We start from the raw sequence: 24,534 nt of genomic DNA, 5'->3' as shown, positions 1-24,534 counted from the left end.
TCAGCCCTCCCTGGTCCGCGGGTCGAGCAGCACGTACAGCGAATCGGCGATGAAGTTGGCCACCAGCACGGCGAGCACGATCATCAGGAAGATGGCCTGCATGAGTGGGTAGTCCTTCGTCGTGATGGCCTGGAACAGCAGGTAGCCCATGCCGGGATAGGTGAACACGATCTCGGTCAGCACCACGCCGCCGATGATCCCGCCGATCGACGATGCGAGGCCCGTGACGTTGGGGAGCATGGCGTTGCGGGCGGCGTAGCGGAAGATCACGCGGGCTTCGCTGATGCCCTTGGCCCGGGCCAGCGTGACGAAATCCTCGGAGATGGTGGTGACCATCATGTTGCGCATCGAGAAGAGCCAGCCGGAGAAGCCGACGAAGACGCCGGTGAGGATGGGTAGCGCGGCGTACTTGAACACCGAGATCAGGAACCACAGGTTGTTGATCTGGAACGGCACATTGGGGTCGTAGCCACCCGAGGACGGGAAGAGCCCCAGCGTGAGGGAGAACACCCAGAGGCAGATGAGCCCCACCCAGAACGACGGCATCGAGGAGAAGAACTGCGAGATGGGCGTCAGCCAAGCGTCGAGCTTCGAGCCGGGCTTATAGCCGACGATGATGCCCAGTGATGTGCCGATGGCCCACGCGACGATCGTCGAGATGCCCACCAGGAACAGCGTCCAGGGCAGGGCGCCGATGATGAGTTCGAGGACCGGCACCGGGTAGCGGGAGACCGAGAGGCCGAAGTCGAGGGTGAAGACGCTGCCGAGGTAGTTCCAGTACTGCTCGAAGATGTTCAGGTTGGGATCGCCGTACAGGTTGCGGATCGAGCGCAGCATCTCCGGGCTGAGCGCGGTACCGGTCTGGCGGGTGATCTGCAGCGCCAGCGTCTGCGCGGGATCACCGGGCATGGCGCGCGGCACGAAGAAGTTGATGGTGAGGGCCACCCACGCCGTGACGACGTAGAACCCGGCGCGCTTGAGGAGGTATCTGCCACCGGAGCGGTGAGCGCGGCCGAGCTCGTCGTCGGCCGTCTGCGGCTCGAGCGGATCCGCCTCCGAGACGGGCGCACGCCCGGAATAGACGGTCCCCTCAGCGGGGTTGCCTGCCGTCATCTTGCTCCTCTCGACCTGGCGACTACCTTGTCAACACCCTTTTCCCCTGCTCCAGAGCAGTGGCTAATGGGTTAGCCAGCTAATTGATTAGCCAAAGGTAGCAGCCGAGGGGCTCGCCCGAAAGCCGTGCCCAGAAACGATCCGCAGGGTTGCGCGATTGACGCCCGGCACGCCGGATGAGACGGTGCACGGGTGAGCGGTTCTGTGCTGGTGAGTGGTGGTCTGGTGGTCGGTCTCGACGGCGAGCGCGAGCGGGCCGTCGACGTGCGGATCCGCGACGGGGTGGTCACCGAGGTGGGGCCGTCTCTGCCGGTCCGGGGCGAGGAGGTCGTCGACGCCTCGGGCTGTTGGCTGATCCCCGGACTGTGGGACAAGCATGTTCATTTCGGCCAGTGGGCCCGCTCCACCACGTGGATCGGCCTCGCGGGCACCGCCGGTCCTGAGGAGGTGTGCGCCCGGGTGGCGGAGGCCCTGGAGATGCGTCGCGACGACGGCCGCATCGCAGTGGGGTTCGGCTACAGGTCCGCGGCGTGGGAACGCGTGGGCACCGTCGCGGAACTGGACGCCGTGTCCGGCTCGCAACCCGTGGTCCTGATCTCCGGCGACGCGCACAACGGCTGGCTGAACTCGGCTGCGCTGGAGCGCCTGGGGGTCGCGGCCCGGCCAGGCCCCATGACGGAGAACGAGTGGTTCGCCACGCTGGCCCGGCTGACGGCGATGCCGGAGCAGGCCGCCACCGTCGAGGAAGAGGGTGCCGCCGTCGGGCACCTGGCGTCGCGGGGGCTGGTGGGCATCGTGGACCTGGAGTTCGCCGACGCCTTCCACCACTGGCCCCGCCGAGTGGCCGCCGGGATCCGCGGGCTGCGTGTGCGCGCCGGCGTCTATCCCCCGCAACTCGATGAGGTCCTCGGAGCAGGCTGGCGGACCGGCGACGCGCTGCCCGGTGGCGACGGATTGATCACGATGGGGCCGTTGAAGATCATCACCGACGGGTCGCTGGGCACACGCACGGCATGGTGCTGCGAGCCCTACCTGGGTCTGCCGGCTGACGACCCGCATCCCTGCGGCGTGGTCAACGTGGCGAGCGACGAGTTGGCAGCCCTGCTGGACCGGGCGCGGGAGGCCGGCCTGGAACTGGCGGTGCATGCCATCGGGGACCGGGCGAACCAGGCGGCCCTCGACGCCTTCGAGGCCACGGACGCGGCCGGCTCGATCGAGCACGCGCAGTTGCTGCGCCGCGAGGACGTGCCGCGATTCTCGCGATTGGGGTTGACGGCCAGCATGCAGCCGCACCACCTCGTCGACGACCGGGACATGTCCGAGCGCTGGTGGGGCGACCGCGCGGACCGGACGTTCCTGGTGAAGTCATTGCTCGATGCCGGCGCCACTCTCGCATTGGGTTCCGACGCGCCGGTGTCGCCGCCGGATCCGTGGCTCGGCATCGCCGCCGCGGTGCACCGCAGCGGCGACGACCGGCCGGCGGTGCAGCCGGAGGAGTCGCTGACCGCGCGCAAGGCCCTTGCCGCGTCCGTCGACGGCCGGCGCATCAGCGTCGGCGGTCCGGGCGACGTGGTGCTCCTCCGCACGGATCCGCTGGCGGACCACGGGTCGCCTGAGGCCACTGCCGCTGCCCTGCGTGCCATGAAGGTGGTTGCCACCATCTGCGACGGGGTCCTCACCTCCCAGCCATAATGGGGCCCATGATCACGCTGCCCACTTCCCGTGTCCCGGACCCGATGACCGCTCCCCCGCTGCGCTGGGGGGTGCTGGGCACCGGGTGGATCGCGGACCGGTTCTTCGACGCCGCTCACCGCCACACCCAGCAGCGGCTGGCCGCCGTCGGGTCCCGCACGCAGGCGAAGGCGGACGAGTTCGCCGCCCGGTTCGAAGCACCGCGGGCCTACGACAGCTACGAGGCACTCGTGGCAGACCCGGACATCGACGTCGTCTATGTCGCCACTCCCCACAGCGAGCACCTGGCCAACGCCAAGCTCGCCGTCGAGGCTGGCAAGCATGTGCTCGTCGAGAAGGCCTTCACCCAGACGGGGGCCGAGGCCCGCGAACTGCTGGACGCCGCACGAGCTGCCGGGGTGGCCGTGATGGAAGCCATGTGGACCCGGTTCATCCCCCACATGGACGTCCTCCGCCAGCTGTTGGCCGACGGCGCGCTCGGCGAGATCGAGACGGTCTTCGCGGACCACGGCCAGTGGTTCACCGACGACCCGAAGTCGCGGTTGTTCGACCCCGCCACCGCCGGCGGGGCGATGCTCGACCTGGGCGTCTACCCGGTGTCCTTCATGCACTTCGCGCTGGGCACCCCGGGGCGCGCCCTGTCGCTGGGCACCCGCGCCTTCACCGGCGTCGACCGGCAGATCTCCGCGGTCTTCGACGGCTTCGAGGCGCACCTCGGCGCCAATGCCCTCATCACCACCACCTGCAAGGCTCTCACCCCCACCCGGGCCTTCATCGCCGGGACGAAGGCCACCGTCGACATCCCCACCTTCTTCTACGGCCCGCAGCAGTTCACCTTGCGCACCGTCGACGGAGAGACGCAACTGAGCGACGAGCCCACCCTCACCGACCACGCGGGGCTGGCCTACGAAGCGGCCCACTTCGCCTCGATGGTGACCGAGGGCCGCACCGAATCGGAACTGCTGCCCTGGCACGAGACGATGGCGGTGATGGACACGATGGAGCAGTTGATCAACGCACTGCCGCGCGCCTGATGACCTTGACGACCTCCTCGTAGACCAGCACAGCGACGCCTGCGCCCACAGCGACCACCCAGTGGGCCAGGTCGAGCGACGTGGTGCCGAACGCCTGCTGCAGGAACGGCACCTGCACGACGGCGACCTGCGCCAGCGCGGCCCCGAGCAGCGACACCCACAGCCACGCGTTCGTGAACAGGTGGCTGAACGCGCTGCCCAGGTCTGAGCGGGAGTTCAACGCGTTGAACAGCTGCATCATCACCAGCGCGGTGAACACGGTGGTGCGGGCGACTTCCAGCTGCTGATCCGTCCCGACGAGGTGCTCGAGCCCGCTGAGGAAGCCGCCGGGCAGGCTCAGGTCGTAGATGACCAGGCTGATGATGCCCATCACCAGGCCGGTGCCGATGATGCGTGCCCACATATGCCCGTCGATGATCCGGTCGTCGTAGGCGCGGGGTTTGCGGTTCATCACGTCGTCGATCTCCGGGTCCACCCCCATGGCCAGCGCCGGCCCGGAATCTGTCACGAGGTTGATCCACAGGATCTGGGTGGCCAGCAGCGGCACGACGGTGGCGCCGGGGTTGCCGGGATCCGCCAGGCCGATGAACGAGCCCAGCACCACGCCGAGGAACACCGTGGCGACCTCGCCCATGTTGGAGCTGAGCAGGTAGCGGATGAACTTCTTGATGTTGTCGAAGATGACCCGGCCCTGGCGGACCGCCGCCACGATGGTGGCGTAGTTGTCGTCGCCGAGGATCATCTCCCCGGCCTCCTTGGTCACCTCGGTGCCGGTGATGCCCATCGCGATGCCGATGTCGGCGGACTTCAGGGCGGGGGCGTCGTTGACGCCGTCGCCGGTCATCGACACGATCTGGCGGTCCGCCTGCAGCGCGTCGACGATGCGCAGCTTGTGCTCCGGCGACACCCGGGCGTAGACGGAGGTGCGGCGCACCAGTTCGGTGAGTTCGTCGTCGGAGAGGCCCTCGAGGTCGCGGCCGGTGACCGCCCTGGGCGCGCCTGAACCGTTGTCCGTGATGCCCAGGTCCTGGGCGATCCTGGCGGCCGTGACGGGGTGGTCGCCGGTGATCATGACGGTCTTGATGCCGGCGCGGTGCGCCTCGGCGATGGCCTGGGCTGCCTCGTCGCGGGGAGGGTCGATGATGCCGACGACGCCCACCCACACCAGGTCGTGCTCCGCGGTCTCGTCGAAGCCCTCCGGGTCCGCGTCGTCCGCCTCCCGCCAGGCGACACCGAGCGTCCGGTAGCCCTGCTGGGACAGACCGACGACGGCCTGGCCGAGTTCCTCGCGCCGCTCGTCCGTGAGCGGCCGTTGGGTGCGTCCCACCTGTTCCTGGACACAGCGCTCGAGGAGGACGTCGGGGGCACCCTTGGCGAACAGCCGCTGCTGGTCCTCGCGGTGCCCCAGCACGGACATGAGTTTGCGCTCGGAATCGAAGGGGGCCTCGGCGTCGCGTTCGTACCAGCCGACGCGCTCGGTGACGCCCTCGAGTTTGTGCTGGGCCACGACGAACGCGGCCTCCGTGGGATCGCCCTGGATGCTCCAGGTGCCGTCGTCGTCCTGGGTCAGCTGCGCATTGTTGGCCAGCACGCCCGAGGCCAGGAGCCGGCGGGCCTCCGCGGCGGCGTCGTCGCCGCCGTCGATCTCGACCCCGCCCTCAGGGGCGTAGCCGGTGCCGCTGAGCTTGACCCTGCCCGAGGCGGTGACGATCTCGCGCAGCGTCATCTCGTTGCGCGTGAGCGTGCCGGTCTTGTCCGAGCAGATGACCGACACGGAGCCGAGCGTCTCGACGGAGTGGAGGTCCTTCATCACCGCGTTGCGCCACGCCATCGTCTGCACGCCGATGGCCAGCACCAGCGACAGGATGGCGGGCAGGCCCTCCGGCACTGCGGCGACGGCGAGGGAGACTCCCATCAAGAGGATGTCCACGGCCTCGTCGAGGCTGCGCACGCCGTTGACGAGCGCCACTGCCCCCATCACCACGATGGCGATCACGACGACCAGCAGGCCCAGCATCTTGGAGATCTTGGCGATCTCCTGTTGCAGCGGCGACGGATCGCGCTGCGTCTCGTCGAGCAGCGTGGCGATGCGGCCCATCTCGGTGTCCATTCCGGTGCCGGTGACGACGGCGCGGCCGACGCCACGGGACACGGCGGTGCCCTTGAAGACCATGTTGAGGCGGTCCCCCAGCGCGGCCTCTCCTGACAGCGTTCCGGCGTCCTTCTCGACGGGCTCGGACTCGCCGGTCAGCGAGGCCTCCTGCACCTTGAGCGACGACGCCGTGAGGAGCCTGCCGTCGGCGCCCACCGCGTCGCCCTCCGAAAGCACCAGGATGTCGCCGGGGACGATGCCCGCGGAGGGGACATCGGTGAGTCTGCCGTCGCGCAGCACGGTGGAGTGCGTGGCCGTCATGTCCGACAGGGCAGCGACGGCGTTCTCGGCCTTGTTCTCCTGCACGAAGCCGAGCACCGCGTTGGCCACCACGATGATTGCGATGACGAGCGCATCGATGGGCAACCCGGAAGCCCCTTCAGCGACCCAGGCGAAGATCGAGATGACGATCGCGACGAGCAACAGGTAGACCAGCGGGTCTGCGAACTGACGCAGGAAGCGCCGCCAGGCCGGCTCCTCTGGGGCGCCGCGCAACTCGTTGGGCCCGAACTCTTCGAGGCGTTCGGCGGCCTCCTGCGAAGTCAGCCCGTTGCGTGGATCAACCGGGATCTCGGCAGCTACATCGGCTGCGGATTTCGTGTATGCCGGTGCCGTCATGGGCGCAAACTCGCTTTCACAGGTGCCTTTCTTCCACCATACGCTCGTCCCTGGAGGGGTCCGGTCAGGCGACCAGGCCGCGGGTCTCCTCGTCGGCCAGCGCGAATACAGCGGCGGGGGCCTCCGGGGAGGAGGCGGAGAGGACCGCCAGCGGTCACTTACTCCAGATGGAATCGAAGACGTCGGCGACCAGGTCGTCGAAGATGCCGAGCTCCCAGGCCACGTCCAGGGCGGTGTAGCGGGAGCGGTAGAACATGGCCTTGGGGAACATGGTGCGCACGTCGTCGCGCGTCACGCCGATGTCCTCAGGCCGGGACGGGGCACCCGCCTCACGCAGCATGGTGCTGAGTTCCGCGGTGGTGACCAGTTGGGCGCGCAACTCGTCCACGACGGCGGGCCATCGGTCGAGCAGGGGCTGCAGGCGTGCGACGAGTTCGTCGCCGGCCGCGTACTTGGCACGGGTCTCGCGGGCGGCGTGGTCCGCCAGCGCACCGGTGAAGCGGCTGCGGATGTCAGCCTCGATCTCGCTCCACGGGGCGCGGGCGGCGGCCGCTGCGGGCAGGTCGATCGCGGTGAGGTCGCGGGCCAGCAGGGCCTCGTAGAAGGCGCACATGGCCAGCGAACCGACGGCCACCTTGAAGCCGTGCGACAGTGGCGGATTGCGGTGGGCGCCCAGCCCCTCGATCTCCCACAGGTGGGCGAAGTAGTGCTCGGCGCCGGAGGCGGGTCGGGTGCCGTCGTAGGCCTGCATGGCCAGGCCGGAGAGGCAGAGCCCCTCGACCAGGCCGGAGAAGGCCTCGACGTTGCCGGCCGCCAACTCCGCCGGGCGCGACAACGCCGTCGCCACGCCCGACTGGACCATGTCCCACACGGCCCGGTCGATGGGCTCCACTCCGGTGTGGTGCGCCAGGATCCAGTCGGCGCCCCCGGGGATCTTGGCGACGAGGTCGCCGTAGCCGGAGGCGGTCATGGCGGGCGGCGCGGCGGCCACCACGTCGAGGTCCATGATGACCACGACTGGGGCCTTGCAGTTGCGGGTGGCTTTGACGCCGTTCTCCGTCATGGGGGCTCCTGCGCCGGTGTAGCCGTCCATGGAGGCGGCGGTGCCGACGACGGCGTAGTCGCGGCCGAGTTCGAACGCCGCCAGCTTGACCAGGTCGTTGATCGTGCCGGAGCCCAGCGCGATGGGCAGGTGCGTCCCCGGCGTTCCCGGGGAACCAGTGGCCGCATCCTGGGACGTCAGCGCACGCTGGATCTCCCGACAGTTGTCGTAGGACGCGTACAGCGCCGGTTGGCCGGGGAAGACCAGCGGCTCAGCCACCTCGCACCCGGCCCCACGCAGGGAGGCGGTCAGCCCTTCCCCCGCCACGGCCCACGTGTTCTCGTCAGCCACGATGAGGAACGGACCGGCCCCGAGGTGGGCGGCGACGAGCCGACCACTCTGGGCGAGCGCCCCGCGCTCGACGGCCGCGCCCACCGTGTCGGTGGCCCGGTTCAGCGCCGCGCGGAGGGTCTCACTCGTCACGGCCGAACACCACCTCGACGCCGAGGGCGAGGGCGGGGGTCGCGTCGACCCGCCGGGTGTTCTCGCCGGGGAACGCAGGAGCGTCCTTGGCGACCTCGATGACTCGGGTGGCGTATGCCATGTTCGTTCCTTCTCTCGTTCTACGAGGTGGTCGTGTACTGACCGATGCTCCAACCACGCTATGGCAACGCGCGGCACACCGTTGACGAAAGGCGAGCACAACGCGGGCCTGTCGGGTGATGTGCCTGTCTTTCCCAGTTCCGGGCGGTCAGTTGCCGGAGCCGTTGGAGCCGAAGAAGGAATCCCAGGGGACGTTGACCTGGCGGTCCAGCCCGACGACCTCGTAGAGGTGCCGCAGCAGCGGGAACTTCTCGGGCGCGACGATCCCACGGTCCGTGAGCTTCACCAGGGCCTTCCCGATGACGGCGATGGCCGCTGCGCCCTCAAGCGTGACGCCGGGCATCTGGTCGCGCGCCTGGCTGAAGGTGAGGCCGCTGCCGACGAGCCGGCCGCACTTCACGTTGCGGCCGCCCATCGACGTGACGAAACAGTCGCCGATACCGGGCAGGCCCAGTGGCGTGGTGGGGCTGCCGCCGAGGAGGTCCATGAACTGGATCATCTCGATCGAGGCCTGGCCGAACAGGGCCGCCCCGTAGTTGAAGTTGACGTAGCGCTCTCCCGCAGTGTCGCCCATCGCGTCGAGGATGCCGCTCATGAAGCCGGCGCCGAACGCGTAGCAGTTCTTGGTGGCGGCGCAGACCTCGACGCCGACGAAGTCGGTGTTGGTCCACACGTGGTAGACGTCGGTGGCGAAGAGGCCGCGCCACATGTCAAGGACCTCCTGCCGGTCGCCGGTGAACACGACGGAGGTGTGGCGGCGCACGGCCACCTCGCCGGCGATCGACGGCCCGGCGATCGCTGAGAAGGTCACCTGGCTGCGCAGTTCCTCGGGTAGCTCGCCGGCCAGCACCCGCGGCAGGATGGTGAGGTTGCCCTCGTCGTCGGCCTCCATGCCCTTGGCCAGCGCGATGACGTGCATGCCGGGCCGCAGCAGCATCGCGAGCTGCTGCCCCGCCCAGTGGACGCCGAACGAGTTGACCCCGCTCAGCACGAGGTCGACGCCGTCGAACGCGTCGGCGGCCTCCTCGAACTGGTGGGCGGTGGTGCCCTCGGGAAGGGGGAGCCCGAGGTTGGGATGCACCCCGGTGCTCTTGATGGAGTCGATGATCTCACGGTCGAGATGCGTGCCCACCAACCGCATCGTGTGGCCGTTGTCAGCCAGCGGGGTGGCCAGTGCGCTGGCCATGATGCCTGCGCCGAGAACCGCGATCGTCGCCATGTTGCTCCTTTGCCGCTGCCACGCCTCGATGCGTGAGCTTGTCGATGCCCCTGACGCTACTGTGGCCGGGTCGTCATTGCGAGGTGAGGACGGGCTTCTCCCATCGTCGTGCAGACGGCCGGGTGATTCCGGTGCGTGGGACAGCGCCGGGCTGGCACTGTGGAGGCACACCGATCAGAAGGACCCCGCCATGACGCTCAGCTCCCCCACCGGGTGGTACGACGCCTACGTCTTCGACCTCGACGGCACCATCTACCTGGGCGACGACCTGCTGCCGGGCGCGAAACGGGTGATCGAGGAGCTGCGGGAGGCGGGACGGGTGGTGAAGTTCCTGTCCAACAACCCCACGAAGGACCCGCAGCAGTACCAGGCGAAGCTGGAGCGGCTGGGCCTCCCCACCCCGCTGGAGGACATCGCCAACACCGTGGTGACCACCACCCGGTGGCTGCTCGACCACCACCCAGGCGCGGCGCTGTTCGTGATCGGCGAGGAACCGCTGCAGCGCGCGCTGCGGGAGGCCGGGTTCCGCCTCACGGAGGACCCGGCAGAGGTCGACATCGTGGTGGCGTCCTACGACCGCCGCTTCGACTACCGCAAGCTGCAGATCGCCTTCGACGCCATCTGGTTCCACAAGCGGGCCATCCTCATCCAGACCAACCCGGACCGGTTCTGCCCGTTCCCGGGGGGTCGCGGCGAGCCGGACTGTGCGGCCATCACCGCCGCCATCGAGGCGTGTACGGGGGTGAAGTGCCAGGTGTCACTGGGCAAGCCGTCGGCGCTGATGGTGGAGGCGGCGCTGGGCGACGACGAGGTCGACCTGAGCCGGTCCCTGATGATCGGCGACAGGTTGATGACGGACATCCAGATGGCGATCGACTGCGGCATGCCCTCGGCTCTGGTGCTCACCGGCGAGTCGACCGTCGACGACGTGCTGGCCCAGCCGGAACACAACCGCCCCACCTACATCGTCGAACGCATCGATCAGTTGCTGCCCGGGAGGCCCTGACGTCAGCGGAGGAAAAGGGCCCTGAGCCTCTTGGTGGCGACGGTGACCCCGATGAGGATCATCACCGCGAAGTAGCCGAGGTGAGCCCACATCGAGGGCTGGATCAGGCCCGTCGTCAACTGGCGGATCATGTCCACCCCGTGCCAGAGCGGCAGGGCCATGATCACCCACTGCACCGCCTCCGGGTAGACCGTGATGGGGAAGAACGTGGCCGAGAGCAGGAACATCGGCAGCATCACGAAGAACACCAGATCCAGGTGCTGGAACGACGTCATGTAGCTCGTCGCCGCGAGACCCACGGAGGCGAAACCGCAGGCCACGACCAGCGCCGCGGGGATGGCCAGCAGCGCCGTCCACGAGAGGTTGAGGCCGAGCAGCGTGGTGACCACCATGAAGCCGCTGGCGTAGAGCAGCCCGCGGAACAGCGCCATGAAGATCTCACCGAGCGCCACGTCCATGGGGCCCAGCGACGTGGACAGCATCTGCTCGTACAACTTGCCGTAGCGCATCCGGAAGAACACGTTGGTGGTGGAGTCGTACAGCGCGCCGTTCATGGCCGACACCGCCATCAGTGACGGCGCGATGTAGGCCGCGTAGGGCACCTCGCGGCCGTAGAACTCCACGCCACCGATCAGGGCGCCGAGGCCCAGGCCCATGGACAGCAGGTAGAAGACCGGCTCGAAGAAGCCGGACAGGACGACGAGGTAGTTGTTGCGGGCGATCACCTTCATGCCGCGGGCGACCACGGAGCGGGTGTTGCCGCGGTAGATGCCGCGCAGCGCCTTCGGCACGCGCGTCTGCCGGGCGAGGGAATCTGTGCTCACTGGTCCAACCTCCTGCGGAAGTGGCGCACGGACAGCAGCCCGCCGATGACGGCCATGACGGTCAGGAACCCGACGTGCATCAGGCCCATGCCCAGCGTCAGGGGCGCGCCGTAGAGGGCGGTGCGGCCCAGTTCGACGGCGTGCCACAGCGGCGACACCCAGCCGATGGGTTGCAGGTAGCCGGGCAGCGTCTCCAGCGGGAAGTAGGTGCCGGAGAACAGGGTGAGCGGCACGATGATGAACCGCTCGATGAAGCTCAACTGGCCGCGTTCGTCCTTCTGCGTGGAGACCCACGCCATCACGCTGAAGCCCACCGCCACGGCGAGCAGCAGCCCGATGGGCAACAGCAGCAGCACGCCCCACCAGCGGCCGATGCCGAACACCAGCAGCGCCACCAGGTAGAACCCGATCATCGGCAGGACACGCACCATGACCGCAGCCTGGAAGCCGCCTGCCATCTGGCCAGGCGTGATGGGGGTCAACCGCATGGCGTTGAACAGGTTGTTCCACTTGAAGCCGCCGAACACGCCGAAGGTGTTCTCCTGCGAGGCCACCTGCATCGCGCTGGCCAGCACCAGCGCCGGCGCGACGAACGTGAGGTACGGCACGCCCTCGATGCCCTTGCCGTCGTCGACGAGGACCCCCAGCCCGGCGCCGAGGCCCAGGAGGTAGATGAACGGTGACCCGATCCCGGTCAGCAGCAGCGTGGCCAGGTAGGCGCGCATGTGCATCACCCACTGCTCCACCACCGCCCACCAACCCATGCGGGCGACGACGCGGTGGTCTGCCGTGAGCCGGGTGTCGATCACAGGCTTGTCCGTGGTGAGGCTCATTCGATCAGGCTCCTGCCTGTGAGGCGGAGGAACACGTCCTCCAGCGACGACCTGCGCACCAGCGAGGTGACGGGCTCCAGCCCCCGCTCGACGACGGACTGCAGCGCGTGTTCTCCGTTGTCGGCGTAGATCAGCACCCTGTCCGGCAGGAGTTCCTGCCGCTCGCCGATCCCGTCGAGTTGCCCCGCGGCCGCCTGGTTGCGCGCCGAACCGAAGCGGACCTCCAGCACCTCGCGGGTGGAGTACTGCCTGATGAGCTGCTGTGGCGAACCCTCGGCGACGATCCTGCCCTTGTCGATCACGACGAGCCGGTCACACAACTGCTCCGCCTCGTCCATGAAGTGCGTGGTCACCACCAGCGTGACGCCCTCCTCCTTCAGCCGGAAGAGGCGGTCCCACAGCACGTGGCGGGCCTGCGGATCCAGGCCGGTGGTGGGCTCGTCGAGCAGCATCACCTTGGGGTTGTTGATCAGTCCGCGGGCGATGGTGAGGCGGCGCTTCATGCCGCCGGAGAGCCCGTCGACCCTTGCGGTGCGCTTCTCGCGGAGCTGCGCGAAGTCGAGGAGTTCCTCCGCCCGTGCCCTGACGTAGGCGCGGGGCAGCCCGAAATAGCGGCCGTAGACGTAGAGGTTGTCGATGACGCGCAGTTCCTCGTCGAGGAGGTCACCTTGGGGCACGATGCCCAACTGAGCGCGGATCTCCGGCCCGTGCCGGTTGGTGTCGAGGCCCAGCACGCTGAGTTCGCCGTCGGAGCGGGTGGACGTGGCCGCGATCATGCGCATGGTGGTGGACTTGCCGGCGCCGTTGGGGCCGAGGAACCCGAACGACTCGCCGGGCGCGATGTCGAAGTCTATGCCGTCGACGGCCGTGAAGCTGCCGTAGCGCTTCGTCAGCCCACGGGCGGAGATCACTGGAGTAGGCACCCCAGAAACCTACAGCCTGCCCCGGACAAACCGGGGGGTCAGTCGGGCGGATCGGCGAAGGCTTTGGCCAGGGTGATCATCCGGCCGCGGAAGTCGTCGGAGGCCGGCGCGTATCCGGCCGCCCAGACGGCGTTGAGCACCAACCGGACGAAGGTCCAGGCGTAGGCGCGGTCGAGGTCGAGCCCCGCGGCATCGGCCACCACGTCGGCGCGCAGCCGCACATGGGCCCGCAGGTTATGCGCGCGGGCCGCCGCCTCGGGGCGGTTCCACACCACCGGGGCCACGGCATAGGCCCACTCCCCGACGACGGGTTTGGGGTCGATCGCGAGCCAGTCGCCGCGTGCCGGGCCCAGCGGCGCGAGCACGTTGGCGTCGTGGAGGTCCTCGTCCACCAGCCGGCCGGGGACGGGGGCGGCGAGGAGGTCGTCGAGCGTGCTGAGTGCCTGCTCCGCGAGGCGTCGGGGAACGGCGCGGTCGGCCTCGGCCAGCTGGCCGCGCCACCGTCTGGCCTTGTCCGCGATCCTCGGGAACTGCGGCGAACCCTCGCGGTCGAGGCTGCAGAACAGGCCGCCGATGGTCTCGCAGGATTCCAGGACGGAGGCTGAGGTGAGCGGGCGGGAGGCGTCGAGGCGTTCCAGCAGGAGCGCGTCGGCCGCCGGGTTGGCAGCGATGAGCCGGACGGCACCCTGGCCGGCCCAGAGCCGCAGGGCCAGGTGCTCGAGATCCGCCTCGTGGTGTGGCCAGCCCACCTTAACGACGGCGGGCTGCCCGTCGTGGAACACCGGCAGCACCAGCGCGTTCTCGCCGTGCCACGGGTCGCCGTCGGGCGTGAGGTCCCAGCGGGCCAGGTGCTCGTCGATGAGCTTGGGGAGCCGGGCCAGCCAGGTGTCGCCGTCGACGGGGCGCGCACCGAGCACGTCGGCCGGGCGACCGGCGACCAGTGCGCGGAACGGAGCTGGGATCACGTGCCCCACGCTAGCGGGATGCGAAAGGGGCGGGCCGCCGGAGCGGCCCGCCCCCCTCAGGTGGGTGTTACTTGATCTTGGCGGAACGGTTGCCCGAGGTGCGGGTCACCTGGACGACGGAGGGGCGGGGTGCCGCCACCTTGTCGCCCACCTGGACGGGGCCGCCGGCCGAGAGCTGGTCCGGCCACAGCGAGGTGTGTGCGCCCCAACTGCCGTCCTCACCCGGATGCTGCACGGCGACGAAGACCGAGTCGTCGCGGTCATGGATGACCGGGCCGCAGGTCTCGGAGGCCGACGGCACGGCGAGGAACTGCTCGACGCGGCCGCGGTTCGGGCCGTCGACGGTGACCTTGTGCAGGGCATCGCAGAGGCCCAACGTGCCGGGCTGACCGTCGGTGGAGATCCAGAGGTTGCCCAGGGAGTCGAAGGCGATGTTGTCGGGGCACGAGATCGGCGACACCTTGTCGGCCGGGTAGCCCGAGAAGTAGGTGCGGGTCGAGGTGCGGGGGTCACCGCAGAGCATCAGGATGTTCCAGCTGAACTTCTCGGCAGCGTGGTCGTTGGCGTCCTCGACCATCTCGACGATGTGGCCGTCGCGGTTCGCGGTCAGCGGGTTGGCCTCGTCGACGGCGGTGCGGCGCGAGTTGTTGGTGAGCGCCAGGTAGACCTTGCCGGAAACAGGGTTGGTCTCCAGGTCCTCGGGCCGGTCCATCTTGGTGGCGCCGACGCGGTCCGCGGCGAGGCGGGTGAAGACGAGCACCTGCTCCGTGGTCATACCGGGCACCAGCGACTCGGAGCCGCGTACCAGCGGGACCCACTCGCCGTAGCCGTCGAAGGCGCCGTCGGCCGGGAGGTCGCCGTCGCCGGTGATCTCCGCCTCGGGCGAGTTGCCGTGGTAGCGCGCCACGTAGAGCGTGCCATCCTCGAGCAGGCGCATGTTGTGTTGCTTGTCGCCCTCGACGAAGGTGCGCGACGACACGAACTTGTAGACGTAGTCGTGGCGCTCGTCGTCGCCGGAGTAGACGACGGCCTGGCCCGACGGCGCGATGACGCAGGTGCCGGCCTCGTGCTTGAGGCGGCCCAGCGCGGTGTGCTTGACCGGGGTGGAGGTGGGATCCTCCGGGTCGATCTCGACGATCCAGCCGAAGCGGTTGCCCTCGTTCGCGTACTCCTCGTTGCGGAGGTCGAAGCGGGGGTAGACCGTCTCCCAGCCGCGGCCGGTGGCGCCCGAGCCGATGCCGTAGCGCGCGTGCTCGGCCGAGCCGTTGCCGCGGAAGTACTGGTTGAAGTTCTCCTCGCCGGAGAGGACGGTGCCCCACGGGGTCGTGCCGCCGGCGCAGTTGTTGAGGGTGCCCTCGACGAGGGTGCCGGTGGGGTCGTCGGCGGTCTTCAGCAAGTCTGAGCCGGCGGCGGGGCCGGAGACCGAGAACGGCGTGAAGCCGGTGATGCGCCGGTTGCGACGGCCGGCTCGCACGTACGTCCAGGGCTGACCCTGCTTGTCGCGCTGCAGGTCGACCACCGAGAATCCGTGGGCGGCCAGGGCGATATCGACGACCTCCTTGGCGTTTCCGAGGCGGAAGGCGTCGGAGAACATGATGCCTTCGTTGGTGTACTCGTGGTTGCACACGAGGTAGCCCGAACGGTCGTTGCCGCCGTCAGAGATGACGTTGAGGTAGTCGCAGTTGTAGCCGAACTGCTGGGCCTGCGCGACGCCGGTCTGGTTCTCGATGTCGAAATCCGGGGCGTCGGCGAAGATCGGGTCGCCCCACCGGATGATCGGGTCCCAGCGGTAGCCGCGGGGCACAGTGACGGTGTCCACAGAGCGCGGCACCGGGGCGATGGCCTCGAAGGGGAGCTTCCCGCCGCCCTGCGGAAGCACGCCGTTGTCCGCGGCGGCGGTACCGGCGGTGACGTGCGACACGACGAGGGCGCCGGTGATGCCTGCGGCGCCGCCCAGTGCGGCACGGCGGGAGAACACGGCCGAGACGATGTCGCGGAACGACTCGTTCCCAGTGGTGTTCGGCTCTGGGTGCGAACAGGCGTTGCCGCACTTCAGTTCGCAGGTGATGGGCGAGCGGTTGCCGCGGGTGTGGCCGAGCATGGGAAGTAGACGCTTCATTCGAAACCCCTTGGGTGGTAGGCGATCGGGCACAGCTATCCCATCGGACCAGATGGGCAGAATCCGGTCGTCCAGGTGACCGATGGGTGAACAGTTGTGGACGACCGGGACCATCGGCCGGCCGCGGGCAGCCACCGTCCACAGCGGGGCAGCCTGGACCGGTGGAGTGCGTGGTGACCAAGGAAACGATGGGCCAGTCGGTAGGCTGCGGGCATGCACATCGACGCGTTCCGCGAACTTGCGCTGGACCGCTCCCCAGGCGCCGCGCCCCTGCCCGTGCAGGTGGCGGCCGGAATCCGCGACTTCGTCGCCCTTGGCTCCCTGCTCCCGGGCGAGACTGTGCCGTCGACGCGCGCGGCCGCCGTCGCCCTGGGCGTCTCGCGCGGCACCGTCGCGGCTGCCTACGATCAACTCGTCGCCGAGGAATACCTCGTGGCCCGCGACCGTTCCGGCACCGTCGTCAACCCGGACCTGCGCTCGGTTTCGGCCCCCACCGCGAGCAAGTGGATGGGGTCGTCGCCCCGACACGCGGGAAAACGGGCCGCGATCAACCGTGACCCCATCCACTTGCTCACGGCCTCCAACGGCGGGGCCTGGCCCGACGACGCGGCCTGGCGCAGCGCTTGGCGGCGGGCAGTGACGGACGAGCCGGTCCCCGCGCTGGCCGAGGCGGTGGCCGAACACCTGCGCCACATGCGCGGGGTGGTGGTGGAGGCGGACCGCATCACGGTGACCTCCGGTGCGCGCTCCGGGCTGTCGTTGCTGCTCGCCGTGGCGGCGCGACGGGCGGGCAGGCGCCCGAGGGTCGCCGTCGAATCCCCCGGCTTCCCGGGTCTGCGGCGGCTGCTGGAACATTCGGACGTGGACACCGCGGCGCTGCCCGTCGGCGCGGCGGGCCCGCACCTGGAGGCACTGAGCCGCGCCCACCGCCGCTCCCCCATCGACCTGGCCATCGTCACACCCAATCACCAGTACCCCGACGGCGGCGCGCTGTCCGCACGCCACCGGCAGGCCATGATCACCTGGGCGCGCGACGAGGGCGTGGTGTTGGTGGAGGACGACTTCGACTCCGAACGCCGCCACCTGGGCCCGCCGCTGCCCACGCTGTGGAGCCTGGACCCCACCGTCGTGGCCCACTTGGGCACGTTCGCGGCGGTCATCGGGCGGGGAGTGGGCACCGGCTACCTGCTGGCCCCGCCGTCGTGGCATGCCGAGATCGTCGGCGCGGCCGACGCGACGGGCGCCGCTCCCCCGCTGTTGCTGCAACGCGCCGTCGCCGCCTACCTGGCCGACGGCGGCCTACGCCGGCGGCTGGCCCGGGCCCGCCGTCGCGCCTCCTCGACGGACCGCGAACTCACGTTCCGCTGAAGGCCGCGCTCAGTCGACGATCTGGAACTGGACGCCCTGATCGTCCTCCACGGTGGCCACCCGCCCGTTGGGAGACTCCATCGGCCCGTCGACGAGCCGCCCGCCCAGTTCCTGGATCCTGCCGATCGCCTCGTCGGTATCCGCCACCGAGAAATAGACGCGCCAATAGGACACGGGCACCTTGGAGGGGATGAACTCCGAGGCGTCGCACAGGCCGGCCACCGCGTCGTCGCCCTGCCCGTTGGTGGAGTACCGCCACTCCATCCCCTGGTCACCCACGGGCTGCACGTCCCACTGGAAGACGTCGCGGTAGAACGTCAGGGCCTCGTCGTAGTTGCCGGTCATGAGTTCGAACCAGACGGGGGCGCCCGGCTTGTCCTTCGCCTGGATGGCGACGGTGTCGCTCTGCCAGGCGCCGAGGGCGGCCCCGGTGGAGTCGCTGAGGAACGCCATCGTGCCCTGCCCGGGGATCTCCATGGGCTCGACGTGGATCTCGCCGCCCGCCTGCCTGGCCCGCTCCGTCATGGCGCGGATGTCGTCTGAGCGGAGGTAGACGCACCAGGTGGGGATGCCCATGTCGGGCTGCTGCACCATGGCGCCGCCGACGACCTCGTCACCGCGCATGATCATGTGGTAATTGCCGTACTCCTCGCCGGAGTTGTCGAACCGCCAGCCGAACAGGCTGCCGTAGAAGGTCTGCGCCTTGGGGAGGTCCTGCGCGTAGAGCTCGACCCAGATGGGCGCGCCCTTGAGAGTGGTGTCGGTCATCGTTGGCCCTTCTCATCGTGAGCCCGGTGGCTCACTGAGCAGCCTAAGCCGACGGGTGGGGCAGGTCCATAGCCTTCGTCACCCGGCTGGTGCGTGCCGTTCGATGAGGATGCGGCGGCCCTCGAACGCCCTGCTCAGCGTTGCCTGGTCCGCGTATTCCAGGTCTCCGCCGACGGGCAGGCCGGACGCCGGCCTGGTCACGCGGACACCGAAATCATTGAGCATGCGGCTCAGGTACGACGCGGTGGCCTCACCCTGGGTGTCGGGATCCGTGGCGAGGATGACCTCCTGCACCTCGCCGTCGGCGAGGCGCTGGAACAACTCGCGGGTGTGGAGGTCTGCCGGGCCGCGGCCCTCGATGGGCGAGATGGATCCGCCCAGCACGTGGTAGAGCCCCCGGAACTCGTTGGTGCGCTCGATGGCCACCACGTCCTTGGATTCCTCCACGACGCACAACTGCGAGCGGTCGCGCCGGGGATCGCGGCAGATGCGGCAGCGTTCCTCCTGCGAAACGTTGAAACACACCTCGCAGAAGCGGGCGAGCTGCTTGACCCTGCGGAGCGTGTCGGCAAGCGCGTAGACGTCCTCCTCAGGTGCATCGAGGAGGTGGAACGCGATGCGCTGCGCGCTGCGCGGACCGATGCCCGGCAGCCGGCTCAGCTCATCGATCAGTTCCTGGATTGCGCCTTCGTACACTCAGCCCCCGAAGCCCGGCATGCCGGGCATGGTGGGGAGTTCGGGAAGCGTGGCGGCCGTGGCTGCGTCCACCTCTGCCCTGGCGGAGCGGAACGCGGCCACGATGAGGGCCTGCAGCGTCTCGATGTCGTCGGGATCCACCGCGGCCGGCTGGATCTCGACCTCCTGCATGTCGCCCTTGCCGCTCAGGGTGACGCTGACGAGCCCGCCGCCGGCGGTGCCGGTGAACGACTGGTTGCCCAGTTCCTCCTGCGCCGCCTGCAGGTCTGTCTGCAGCTTCTGCGCCTGCTGCATCAGCGCGTTGATGTCAAAGTCACCAAACATGTGTCACTCCTGAGTGGGGGTCGGTTACAAGCATAGAAGCCCTGCCGGATGGCCGGGATCAGTCGTCGTCGGCATCCCGCACCGAGATGACCTCGGCGCCGAACGCTGTGCTGAGCAGTTCCTCAGCGTTGTGGCCCGCGTCGAGCACCGCGTCGTCCGCCGACACCTGCTCCGACGGCGGGGGCGGCTCCATGCGGTCGCGCTCCTGCGGCTCCGGGTGCGGATCAGGCTCCACCGGGGCGACGGGTGCGCCCTGGGGCCGCTGCGCCGGGCGGGCGTCCTGCTCGCCGCTGGCCAGCACCGACTGGATGCGCAGCTCGACGCCGATCACCTCGATGAGCGCGTCCGCCAGCACATCGGCGCTACCGCCGGAACCGAAGTTCTCCCGGGGGCCGGGCGCATCGAAGCCGAGCACGAGGGCACCGTCGGTGATGTCGACCACCTGGGCGTGGTTGCTGAGCAGCATGAACGTGAAACGACGGCGGCGCTTGACCTCGTCGAGCACGTTGGGCCAGACCCGCCGCAGCTCGGCAGCGGTGAGTTGTCCCTGGGAAGCGGGGCGCCGCTGCTGCACGGCAGGCTCCGGGGCGGCCTCCGGCTGCGGGGCGGGCCGCTGCTCAGGAGCCGGTCGCTGCTCGGGGGCCGGGCGCTGCTGGGCCGCGGCGGGCTGCTCGGCCACGGGACGTTGAGCTGGAGCGGGACGTTGGGCGGGCTGCTCGGGCGTGGGCCCCTGCTGTTCAGAGACCGCCGCCTCCTCGGCGGGTGCGGGCGCCGGACGCTGGCGCTCGTGCTCAGCCGCGCGCGGCCGCTCGGGCTGCCGCGGGCGGGCCGCACCGGTGTCCTGCCAGTCTTCGACGGGGGCTGCCTCGCCGCTGCCCATCATGCCGACGCGGCGCTCGAGCCTGTCCATCCGGGCGTGCAGGCCGCGCTCGTCGGCGTCCGCACCCGGTAGGAGGACGCGGGCGCACATCAACTCCAAGTGGAGCCGGGGCGCCGTCGTGCCGCGCATTTCCGTGAGGCCGGTGGCGATCACTTCTGCGGCGCGCGTCAGCTCGCCCGAGCCCATCCCCGCCACCTGCGTGGCGAGGCGCTGCGCCTGATCTGCCGCCACTTCGAGCAGGCCGTTGGTGGCGGCTTCCGGCACGGCGGCCAGGATCACCAGGTCACGGAGCCGGCGCAGCAGGTCTTCGGCGAAGCGCCGGGGGTCCTGGCCCACCTCGATGACCTTGTCGATGGTGTGGAAGACACCTGCGGAATCGCCGGCGGCGAAGGCGTCCATGATGTCGTCGAGCAGCGCATCCGGCGTGTAGCCCAGGAGCGCGGCGGCCTGCGAGTAGCTGACGCCCTCATCGTTGGCCCCGCCGAGCAACTGGTCCAGCACCGACAGCGAATCGCGCACCGAACCAGCGCCTGCGCGCACCACGAGCGGGAGCGCGGTGCGGTCCACCGCCACGCCCTCGGCGTCACAGATGCTGGCCAGGTAGTCACTCAGCACCTTCGGCGGCACCAGCCGGAACGGGTAGTGGTGCGTGCGGGAGCGGATGGTGCCGATGACCTTCTCCGGCTCCGTCGTGGCGAAGATGAACTTGGCGTGCGGCGGCGGCTCCTCCACGAGCTTGAGCAGCGCGTTGAAGCCCGCCGTCGTGACCATGTGGGCCTCGTCGACGATGTAGATCTTGTAGCGGCTGGCCACAGGCGCGAAGTAGGCGCGCTCGCGCAGGTCACGTGCGTCGTCGACGCCACCGTGCGAGGCCGCGTCGATCTCGATCACGTCGATGGACCCGGGGCCACCGCGGGCGAGGTCCACGCAGGACTGGCAGATCCCGCACGGGGTGTCCGTGGGGCCCTCCACGCAGTTGAGGCAGCGCGCCAGGATGCGCGCCGAGGTGGTCTTGCCGCAGCCTCGGGGGCCGGAGAACAGGTAGGCGTGGTTGACGCGGTTGTTCTTCAGGGCGCGTTGCAGGGGGACGGTGACGTGCTCCTGGCCGATCACGTCAGCGAACGAATCCGGACGGTAGCGGCGGTAGAGCGCCAGCGGTGCCGCGGGAGCCTCGATGCGCGGGCTGTGGTCGAGCTTCGACGGCGGCACGTGCGTCACGGCCGGCAGCTCAGGCTCCACGTCCGGCTCCACCTCCGCGAAGAGGCTGGGGCCCGTCTGCTCAGGGATGGCACCGGGCGCCGGCTCATCGTCGAACAGGCTGGGCCCGTCCATGGGCTCGGAGCCGGGACCCTCATCAGCGATGGGGGCGTACTCGTCTTCTTCGATGTACTCGTCGTCCACGATTCCCACCCTATTGCAGCCTCCGGACATTCACCGGGCAAAGAAAAAGGGCCCCTCGCGCACCCGGAAGAGCTCACTTACCCTTGCTGCCTTCCGACCCTGGGGGAGTTGGGCGAGTTACCGCCGCGCGAGGAACCTTGGATCACTCTACCCCATCCTGACCGGCGCTTCACTTCGGCGGTTTTCCCCCCGAATCCAGATGTGGGGCGGTCCGGTGCCCCGAATCTGGATTTGGGGTCTTTCCGGCGGCGGTGGCAGGGTGGCGGGATGGTCAGCAGTCTCGATCCCGCGCTCGCCGAGGTGTGGCGCGGCCCTTACCTCGAAGCGATCCACCACGGGGCGGTCGCCATCACCGGCCCCGACGGCGTGCGCCTCGCGCTGGGGGACGCCTCCACCCCGTTCCTCGCCCGCTCAGCGGTCAAACCCATCCAAGCCGTGGCCATGCTGCGCCACGGGCTCGACGTCGAAGGCTCCGAGCTCGCGCTCGCGGGCGCCTCGCATGACGGCGAGCCCATCCATGTCGACGGCGCCCACCGCGTCCTCGAGGGCGCCGGCCTCTCCCCCGCGCACCTGCAGACCACGCTCGCCTTCCCCTCCCGCGTCCCCCTCGACGCCTGGCTCGCACAGGGCAGGGGCGCGGAGGCGATCGCCCACAACTGCTCCGGGAAACACTCGGCCATGTTGCGCACCTGCGTGCGCGCCGGCTGGCCCACCGACACGTACCGGAACCCGGACCATCCCCTCCAGGTGGCCATCCGCGAGGAGTTGGCGGTCCAGACCGGTGCGCCGGTGGGCGACCCCGTCGTCGACGGTTGCGGCGCCCCCGCCTTCCCCACCAGCCTCACCGGGCTGGCGCGCGCCTTCGGGAAGCTCGCCGGCGCGACGGATGGCCCCGAGCGGCGGCTGGCAGACGCTTTCCGCGCCCACCCCGAGTTCGCGTCGGGCACCCGGCGCGACGAGGTCGTCTACCACCGTGAGGTCCCCGGCCTCATCTGCAAGGCCGGCGCAGAGGGCACCCTGGCGCTCGGCCTGCCCGACGGCACGGGAATCGCCATCAAGATCACCGACGGTCGCCACCGCGGCACCGTGCCCGTGGCGGTCGCGGTCCTGAAGGCGCTCGGCCACACGACGGCGGCCCTCGAAGCGCTCGACCCCGAGCCCGTGCTGGGCCACGGCGACAAGGTGGGCCACCTCGCGCCGTCGCAGCAGTTGCTGGCAGCGCTGGCGGAACTCGACGCCTGACCCGGTGCGGCGCCGGAGGCACCTGGCACTTAAGATTCTCCCCGGCCCCCTGTCACCTAGCCCCCGAAGGCTGCCCATGAACGCCGTCGTGCTGTCCGTCCTCGTGATGCTGATCCTGTCGGTACTGCGCGTCCATGTGGTCTTGGCGCTGTTCCTCGGCGCCCTCGTCGGCGGCCTGACCGCCGGGCTGGGCCTCGAAGCGACGATGGTGGCCTTCCAGGACGGCCTCGCCGGGGGCGCGAAGATCGCGCTGAGCTACGCGCTGCTGGGCGCGTTCGCCATGGCCGTGGCGCACTCCGGCCTGCCGCAGCTGCTCGCGAACTGGTTCATCGCCAAGCTCGACAGCGCCGACATGTCCACCTCGCAGAAGGTGGTTGCCTGGGCAAAGTGGGGCATGCTCACCGGCGTGCTGGCGATGGCGATCATGAGCCAGAACCTGATCCCCGTGCACATCGCGTTCATCCCGCTGCTGATCCCCCCGCTCCTGGTGGTCATGAACCGGCTGCGGCTCGACCGCCGCGCCATGGCGTGCGTGCTGACGTTCGGTCTGGTCACCACCTACATGTTCCTGCCCATCGGCTTCGGCAAGATCTTCCTGTACGACATCCTCTACGGCAACATCAACAAGTCCGGGCTCGACGTGAGCGACGTGCCGGTCATGCAGGCCATGTGGATCCCGGCGCTCGGCATGGTCATCGGCCTGGCCCTCGCCGTCGGCGTCACCTACCGCAGGCCGCGGGCCTACGACACGACCGCCGTCGTGGACGTGGAGGCGCCGAAGGTGATCGACAGGAAGAAGGTCTTCATCGCGCTGGTGGCGATCGTCGCATGCTTCGCCATCCAGACCTGGCTGACGCTGATCGACTCGGCCGCGGACTCGCTGCTCGTTGGGGCGCTGGTGGGTCTCTGCATCTTCGTGGTCACCGGCGCCGTGAAGTTCACCGACGCCGAGCACGTGTTCACCGGCGGCATGAAGATGATGGCGCTCATCGGTTTCATCATGATCTCGGCGCAGGGCTTCGCGGCCGTCATGCAGGCCACGGGCGAGATCGGCCCGCTCGTCGAGGGCACCTCGGAGCTCTTCGGCGACAACCGCGGCATGGCCGCGTTCGCCATGCTGTTCGTCGGCCTGCTCGTGACCATGGGCATCGGCAGCTCGTTCTCGACGCTGCCCATCATCGCCGCCATCTATGTGCCGCTCTGCCTGGCGTTGGGCTTCTCACCGCTGGCGACCGTCTCGATCATCGGCACCGCAGGTGCCCTCGGCGACGCCGGCTCGCCCGCGTCGGACTCGACGCTGGGCCCCACGGCCGGCCTCAACGCCGACGGCCAGCACGACCACATCCGCGACACCGTCATCCCCACCTTCCTGCACTTCAACCTGCCCCTCCTGGCCGCCGGCTGGGTCGCGGCGATGGTGCTCTGACGCTCGGGCGGAAAATCCCTCCGCCGGCTCTGCAACCTTCTGGCCGGCCACCGCGTATTAGTCGATGAAGGCCCTGGCCGCCCGGGGTTAGGAAATGACCGCGGCGCCGTTTACGATTGGCAACGATGTTTGCCTGGGAGGAAGCTCGAAATGCGTAAGAAGCTGTTGGGGGTCGCAGTCGCTGCCTTGGCGATGACACTGGTCGCACCGTTCGCGACCGCTGAAGAAATCAACCCCACCCCGCCGGGGGAACTGCCACCGCTGGCGGCCTCCCCCACACCCACAC

General features: G+C 69.6%; 20 protein-coding genes and 1 other RNA gene. 6 read left to right on the top strand and 15 right to left on the bottom strand.

What is annotated here, in order from left to right; genetic code table 11:
• The gene (locus C3E87_RS11400; protein WP_083665612.1) at positions 1–1,113 is read right to left on the bottom strand and encodes an ABC transporter permease; all 1,113 of its coding nucleotides are present in this window, start codon (positions 1,111–1,113) and stop codon (positions 1–3) included.
• Between the two features lie 192 nt (positions 1,114–1,305).
• Here C3E87_RS11400 and C3E87_RS11395 point away from each other — a divergent pair, with 192 nt between their 5' ends.
• Positions 1,306–2,805, top strand: coding sequence for an amidohydrolase (locus C3E87_RS11395; RefSeq protein ID WP_076062945.1), 1,500 nt, complete (start codon positions 1,306–1,308; stop codon positions 2,803–2,805).
• A gap of 8 nt (positions 2,806–2,813) precedes the next feature.
• Positions 2,814–3,839, top strand: coding sequence for a Gfo/Idh/MocA family protein (locus C3E87_RS11390; protein ID WP_198928301.1), 1,026 nt, complete (start codon positions 2,814–2,816; stop codon positions 3,837–3,839).
• Here C3E87_RS11390 and C3E87_RS11385 read toward each other — a convergent pair.
• From C3E87_RS11385 to C3E87_RS11375, 4 genes are all read right to left on the bottom strand, one after another.
• Positions 3,817–6,609 carry a cation-translocating P-type ATPase gene (locus tag C3E87_RS11385; protein WP_076062938.1) on the bottom strand — a complete coding sequence of 931 codons (2,793 nt, stop codon included), beginning with the start codon at positions 6,607–6,609 and terminating at the stop codon, positions 3,817–3,819. The two genes, C3E87_RS11390 and C3E87_RS11385, sit on opposite strands and share 23 nt — an antisense overlap.
• 154 nt (positions 6,610–6,763) lie before the next feature.
• Complete coding sequence (locus C3E87_RS11380; RefSeq protein ID WP_076062936.1) at positions 6,764–8,134, bottom strand: sn-glycerol-1-phosphate dehydrogenase; 1,371 nt, start codon at positions 8,132–8,134, stop codon at positions 6,764–6,766.
• Positions 8,124–8,255, bottom strand: a complete 132-nt coding sequence (locus C3E87_RS14690; protein WP_255362924.1) for a hypothetical protein — start codon at positions 8,253–8,255, stop codon at positions 8,124–8,126. Before C3E87_RS14690 ends, C3E87_RS11380 begins: the two co-directional genes overlap by 11 nt.
• A 147-nt stretch (positions 8,256–8,402) precedes the next feature.
• Positions 8,403–9,473 (bottom strand): glycerol-3-phosphate dehydrogenase, encoded by a 1,071-nt coding sequence (locus C3E87_RS11375; protein WP_076062933.1) that lies wholly within the window; start codon positions 9,471–9,473, stop codon positions 8,403–8,405.
• 190 nt (positions 9,474–9,663) lie between these two features.
• On the opposite strand from C3E87_RS11375, the gene C3E87_RS11370 reads away from it, so the two are divergent.
• On the top strand, positions 9,664–10,479 hold the full coding sequence (locus tag C3E87_RS11370; protein WP_076062930.1) for an HAD-IIA family hydrolase: 816 nt from the start codon (positions 9,664–9,666) through the stop codon (positions 10,477–10,479).
• A gap of 2 nt (positions 10,480–10,481) precedes the next feature.
• Here C3E87_RS11370 and C3E87_RS11365 read toward each other — a convergent pair whose 3' ends face one another.
• From C3E87_RS11365 to C3E87_RS11345, 5 genes are all read right to left on the bottom strand, one after another.
• Complete coding sequence (locus C3E87_RS11365; protein WP_076062927.1) at positions 10,482–11,303, bottom strand: ABC transporter permease; 822 nt, start codon at positions 11,301–11,303, stop codon at positions 10,482–10,484.
• The gene (locus tag C3E87_RS11360; RefSeq protein WP_076062924.1) at positions 11,300–12,136 is read right to left on the bottom strand and encodes an ABC transporter permease; all 837 of its coding nucleotides are present in this window, start codon (positions 12,134–12,136) and stop codon (positions 11,300–11,302) included. The genes C3E87_RS11365 and C3E87_RS11360 overlap by 4 nt, the downstream gene beginning before the upstream one ends.
• A complete protein-coding gene (locus C3E87_RS11355) occupies positions 12,133–13,059 on the bottom strand; it encodes an ABC transporter ATP-binding protein (protein ID WP_076062922.1) in 927 nt (308 codons plus the stop codon). The genes C3E87_RS11360 and C3E87_RS11355 overlap by 4 nt, the downstream gene beginning before the upstream one ends.
• 38 nt (positions 13,060–13,097) lie before the next feature.
• Positions 13,098–14,024, bottom strand: coding sequence for an aminoglycoside phosphotransferase family protein (locus tag C3E87_RS11350; RefSeq protein WP_198928300.1), 927 nt, complete (start codon positions 14,022–14,024; stop codon positions 13,098–13,100).
• A 67-nt stretch (positions 14,025–14,091) separates the two neighbouring features.
• On the bottom strand, positions 14,092–16,143 hold the full coding sequence (locus tag C3E87_RS11345) for a PhoX family phosphatase (RefSeq protein ID WP_083665610.1): 2,052 nt from the start codon (positions 16,141–16,143) through the stop codon (positions 14,092–14,094).
• Between the two features lie 213 nt (positions 16,144–16,356).
• Here C3E87_RS11345 and C3E87_RS11340 point away from each other — a divergent pair, with 213 nt between their 5' ends.
• Entirely contained in the window at positions 16,357–17,511 is a 1,155-nt protein-coding gene (locus C3E87_RS11340; protein WP_076062919.1) for a PLP-dependent aminotransferase family protein, read from the top strand.
• Positions 17,512–17,520: 9 nt separating this feature from the next.
• Here C3E87_RS11340 and C3E87_RS11335 read toward each other — a convergent pair whose 3' ends face one another.
• The 5 genes from C3E87_RS11335 to ffs form a co-directional block, all read right to left on the bottom strand.
• Positions 17,521–18,279 (bottom strand): VOC family protein, encoded by a 759-nt coding sequence (locus C3E87_RS11335; RefSeq protein WP_076062916.1) that lies wholly within the window; start codon positions 18,277–18,279, stop codon positions 17,521–17,523.
• 78 nt (positions 18,280–18,357) lie between these two features.
• The gene (gene recR, locus C3E87_RS11330; RefSeq protein WP_076062914.1) at positions 18,358–18,975 is read right to left on the bottom strand and encodes a recombination mediator RecR; all 618 of its coding nucleotides are present in this window, start codon (positions 18,973–18,975) and stop codon (positions 18,358–18,360) included.
• The gene (locus C3E87_RS11325; RefSeq protein ID WP_076062911.1) at positions 18,976–19,299 is read right to left on the bottom strand and encodes a YbaB/EbfC family nucleoid-associated protein; all 324 of its coding nucleotides are present in this window, start codon (positions 19,297–19,299) and stop codon (positions 18,976–18,978) included.
• A 58-nt stretch (positions 19,300–19,357) separates the two neighbouring features.
• Positions 19,358–21,610 carry a DNA polymerase III subunit gamma and tau gene (locus C3E87_RS11320; RefSeq protein WP_369819271.1) on the bottom strand — a complete coding sequence of 751 codons (2,253 nt, stop codon included), beginning with the start codon at positions 21,608–21,610 and terminating at the stop codon, positions 19,358–19,360.
• A gap of 13 nt (positions 21,611–21,623) precedes the next feature.
• An RNA gene (gene ffs / locus C3E87_RS11315) (signal recognition particle sRNA small type) lies at positions 21,624–21,720 on the bottom strand.
• A 127-nt stretch (positions 21,721–21,847) separates the two neighbouring features.
• On the opposite strand from ffs, the gene C3E87_RS11310 reads away from it, so the two are divergent.
• Together C3E87_RS11310 and C3E87_RS11305 are read left to right on the top strand one after the other, a co-directional pair.
• Positions 21,848–22,822 carry an asparaginase gene (locus tag C3E87_RS11310; RefSeq protein ID WP_076062907.1) on the top strand — a complete coding sequence of 325 codons (975 nt, stop codon included), beginning with the start codon at positions 21,848–21,850 and terminating at the stop codon, positions 22,820–22,822.
• A gap of 76 nt (positions 22,823–22,898) precedes the next feature.
• Positions 22,899–24,248: a Na+/H+ antiporter family protein gene (locus tag C3E87_RS11305; protein WP_076062905.1), complete on the top strand. Its 1,350-nt coding sequence runs from the start codon at positions 22,899–22,901 to the stop codon at positions 24,246–24,248.
• The last annotated feature ends 286 nt before the right edge of the window (positions 24,249–24,534 follow it).

The sequence above is a fragment of the Tessaracoccus sp. ZS01 genome, assembly GCF_022342445.1.
In the GTDB taxonomy this organism is placed as follows: domain Bacteria; phylum Actinomycetota; class Actinomycetes; order Propionibacteriales; family Propionibacteriaceae; genus Arachnia.
The sequence above is the reverse complement of the archived record's forward strand: the minus strand, read 5'-3'. Positions and strand labels throughout refer to the sequence as shown.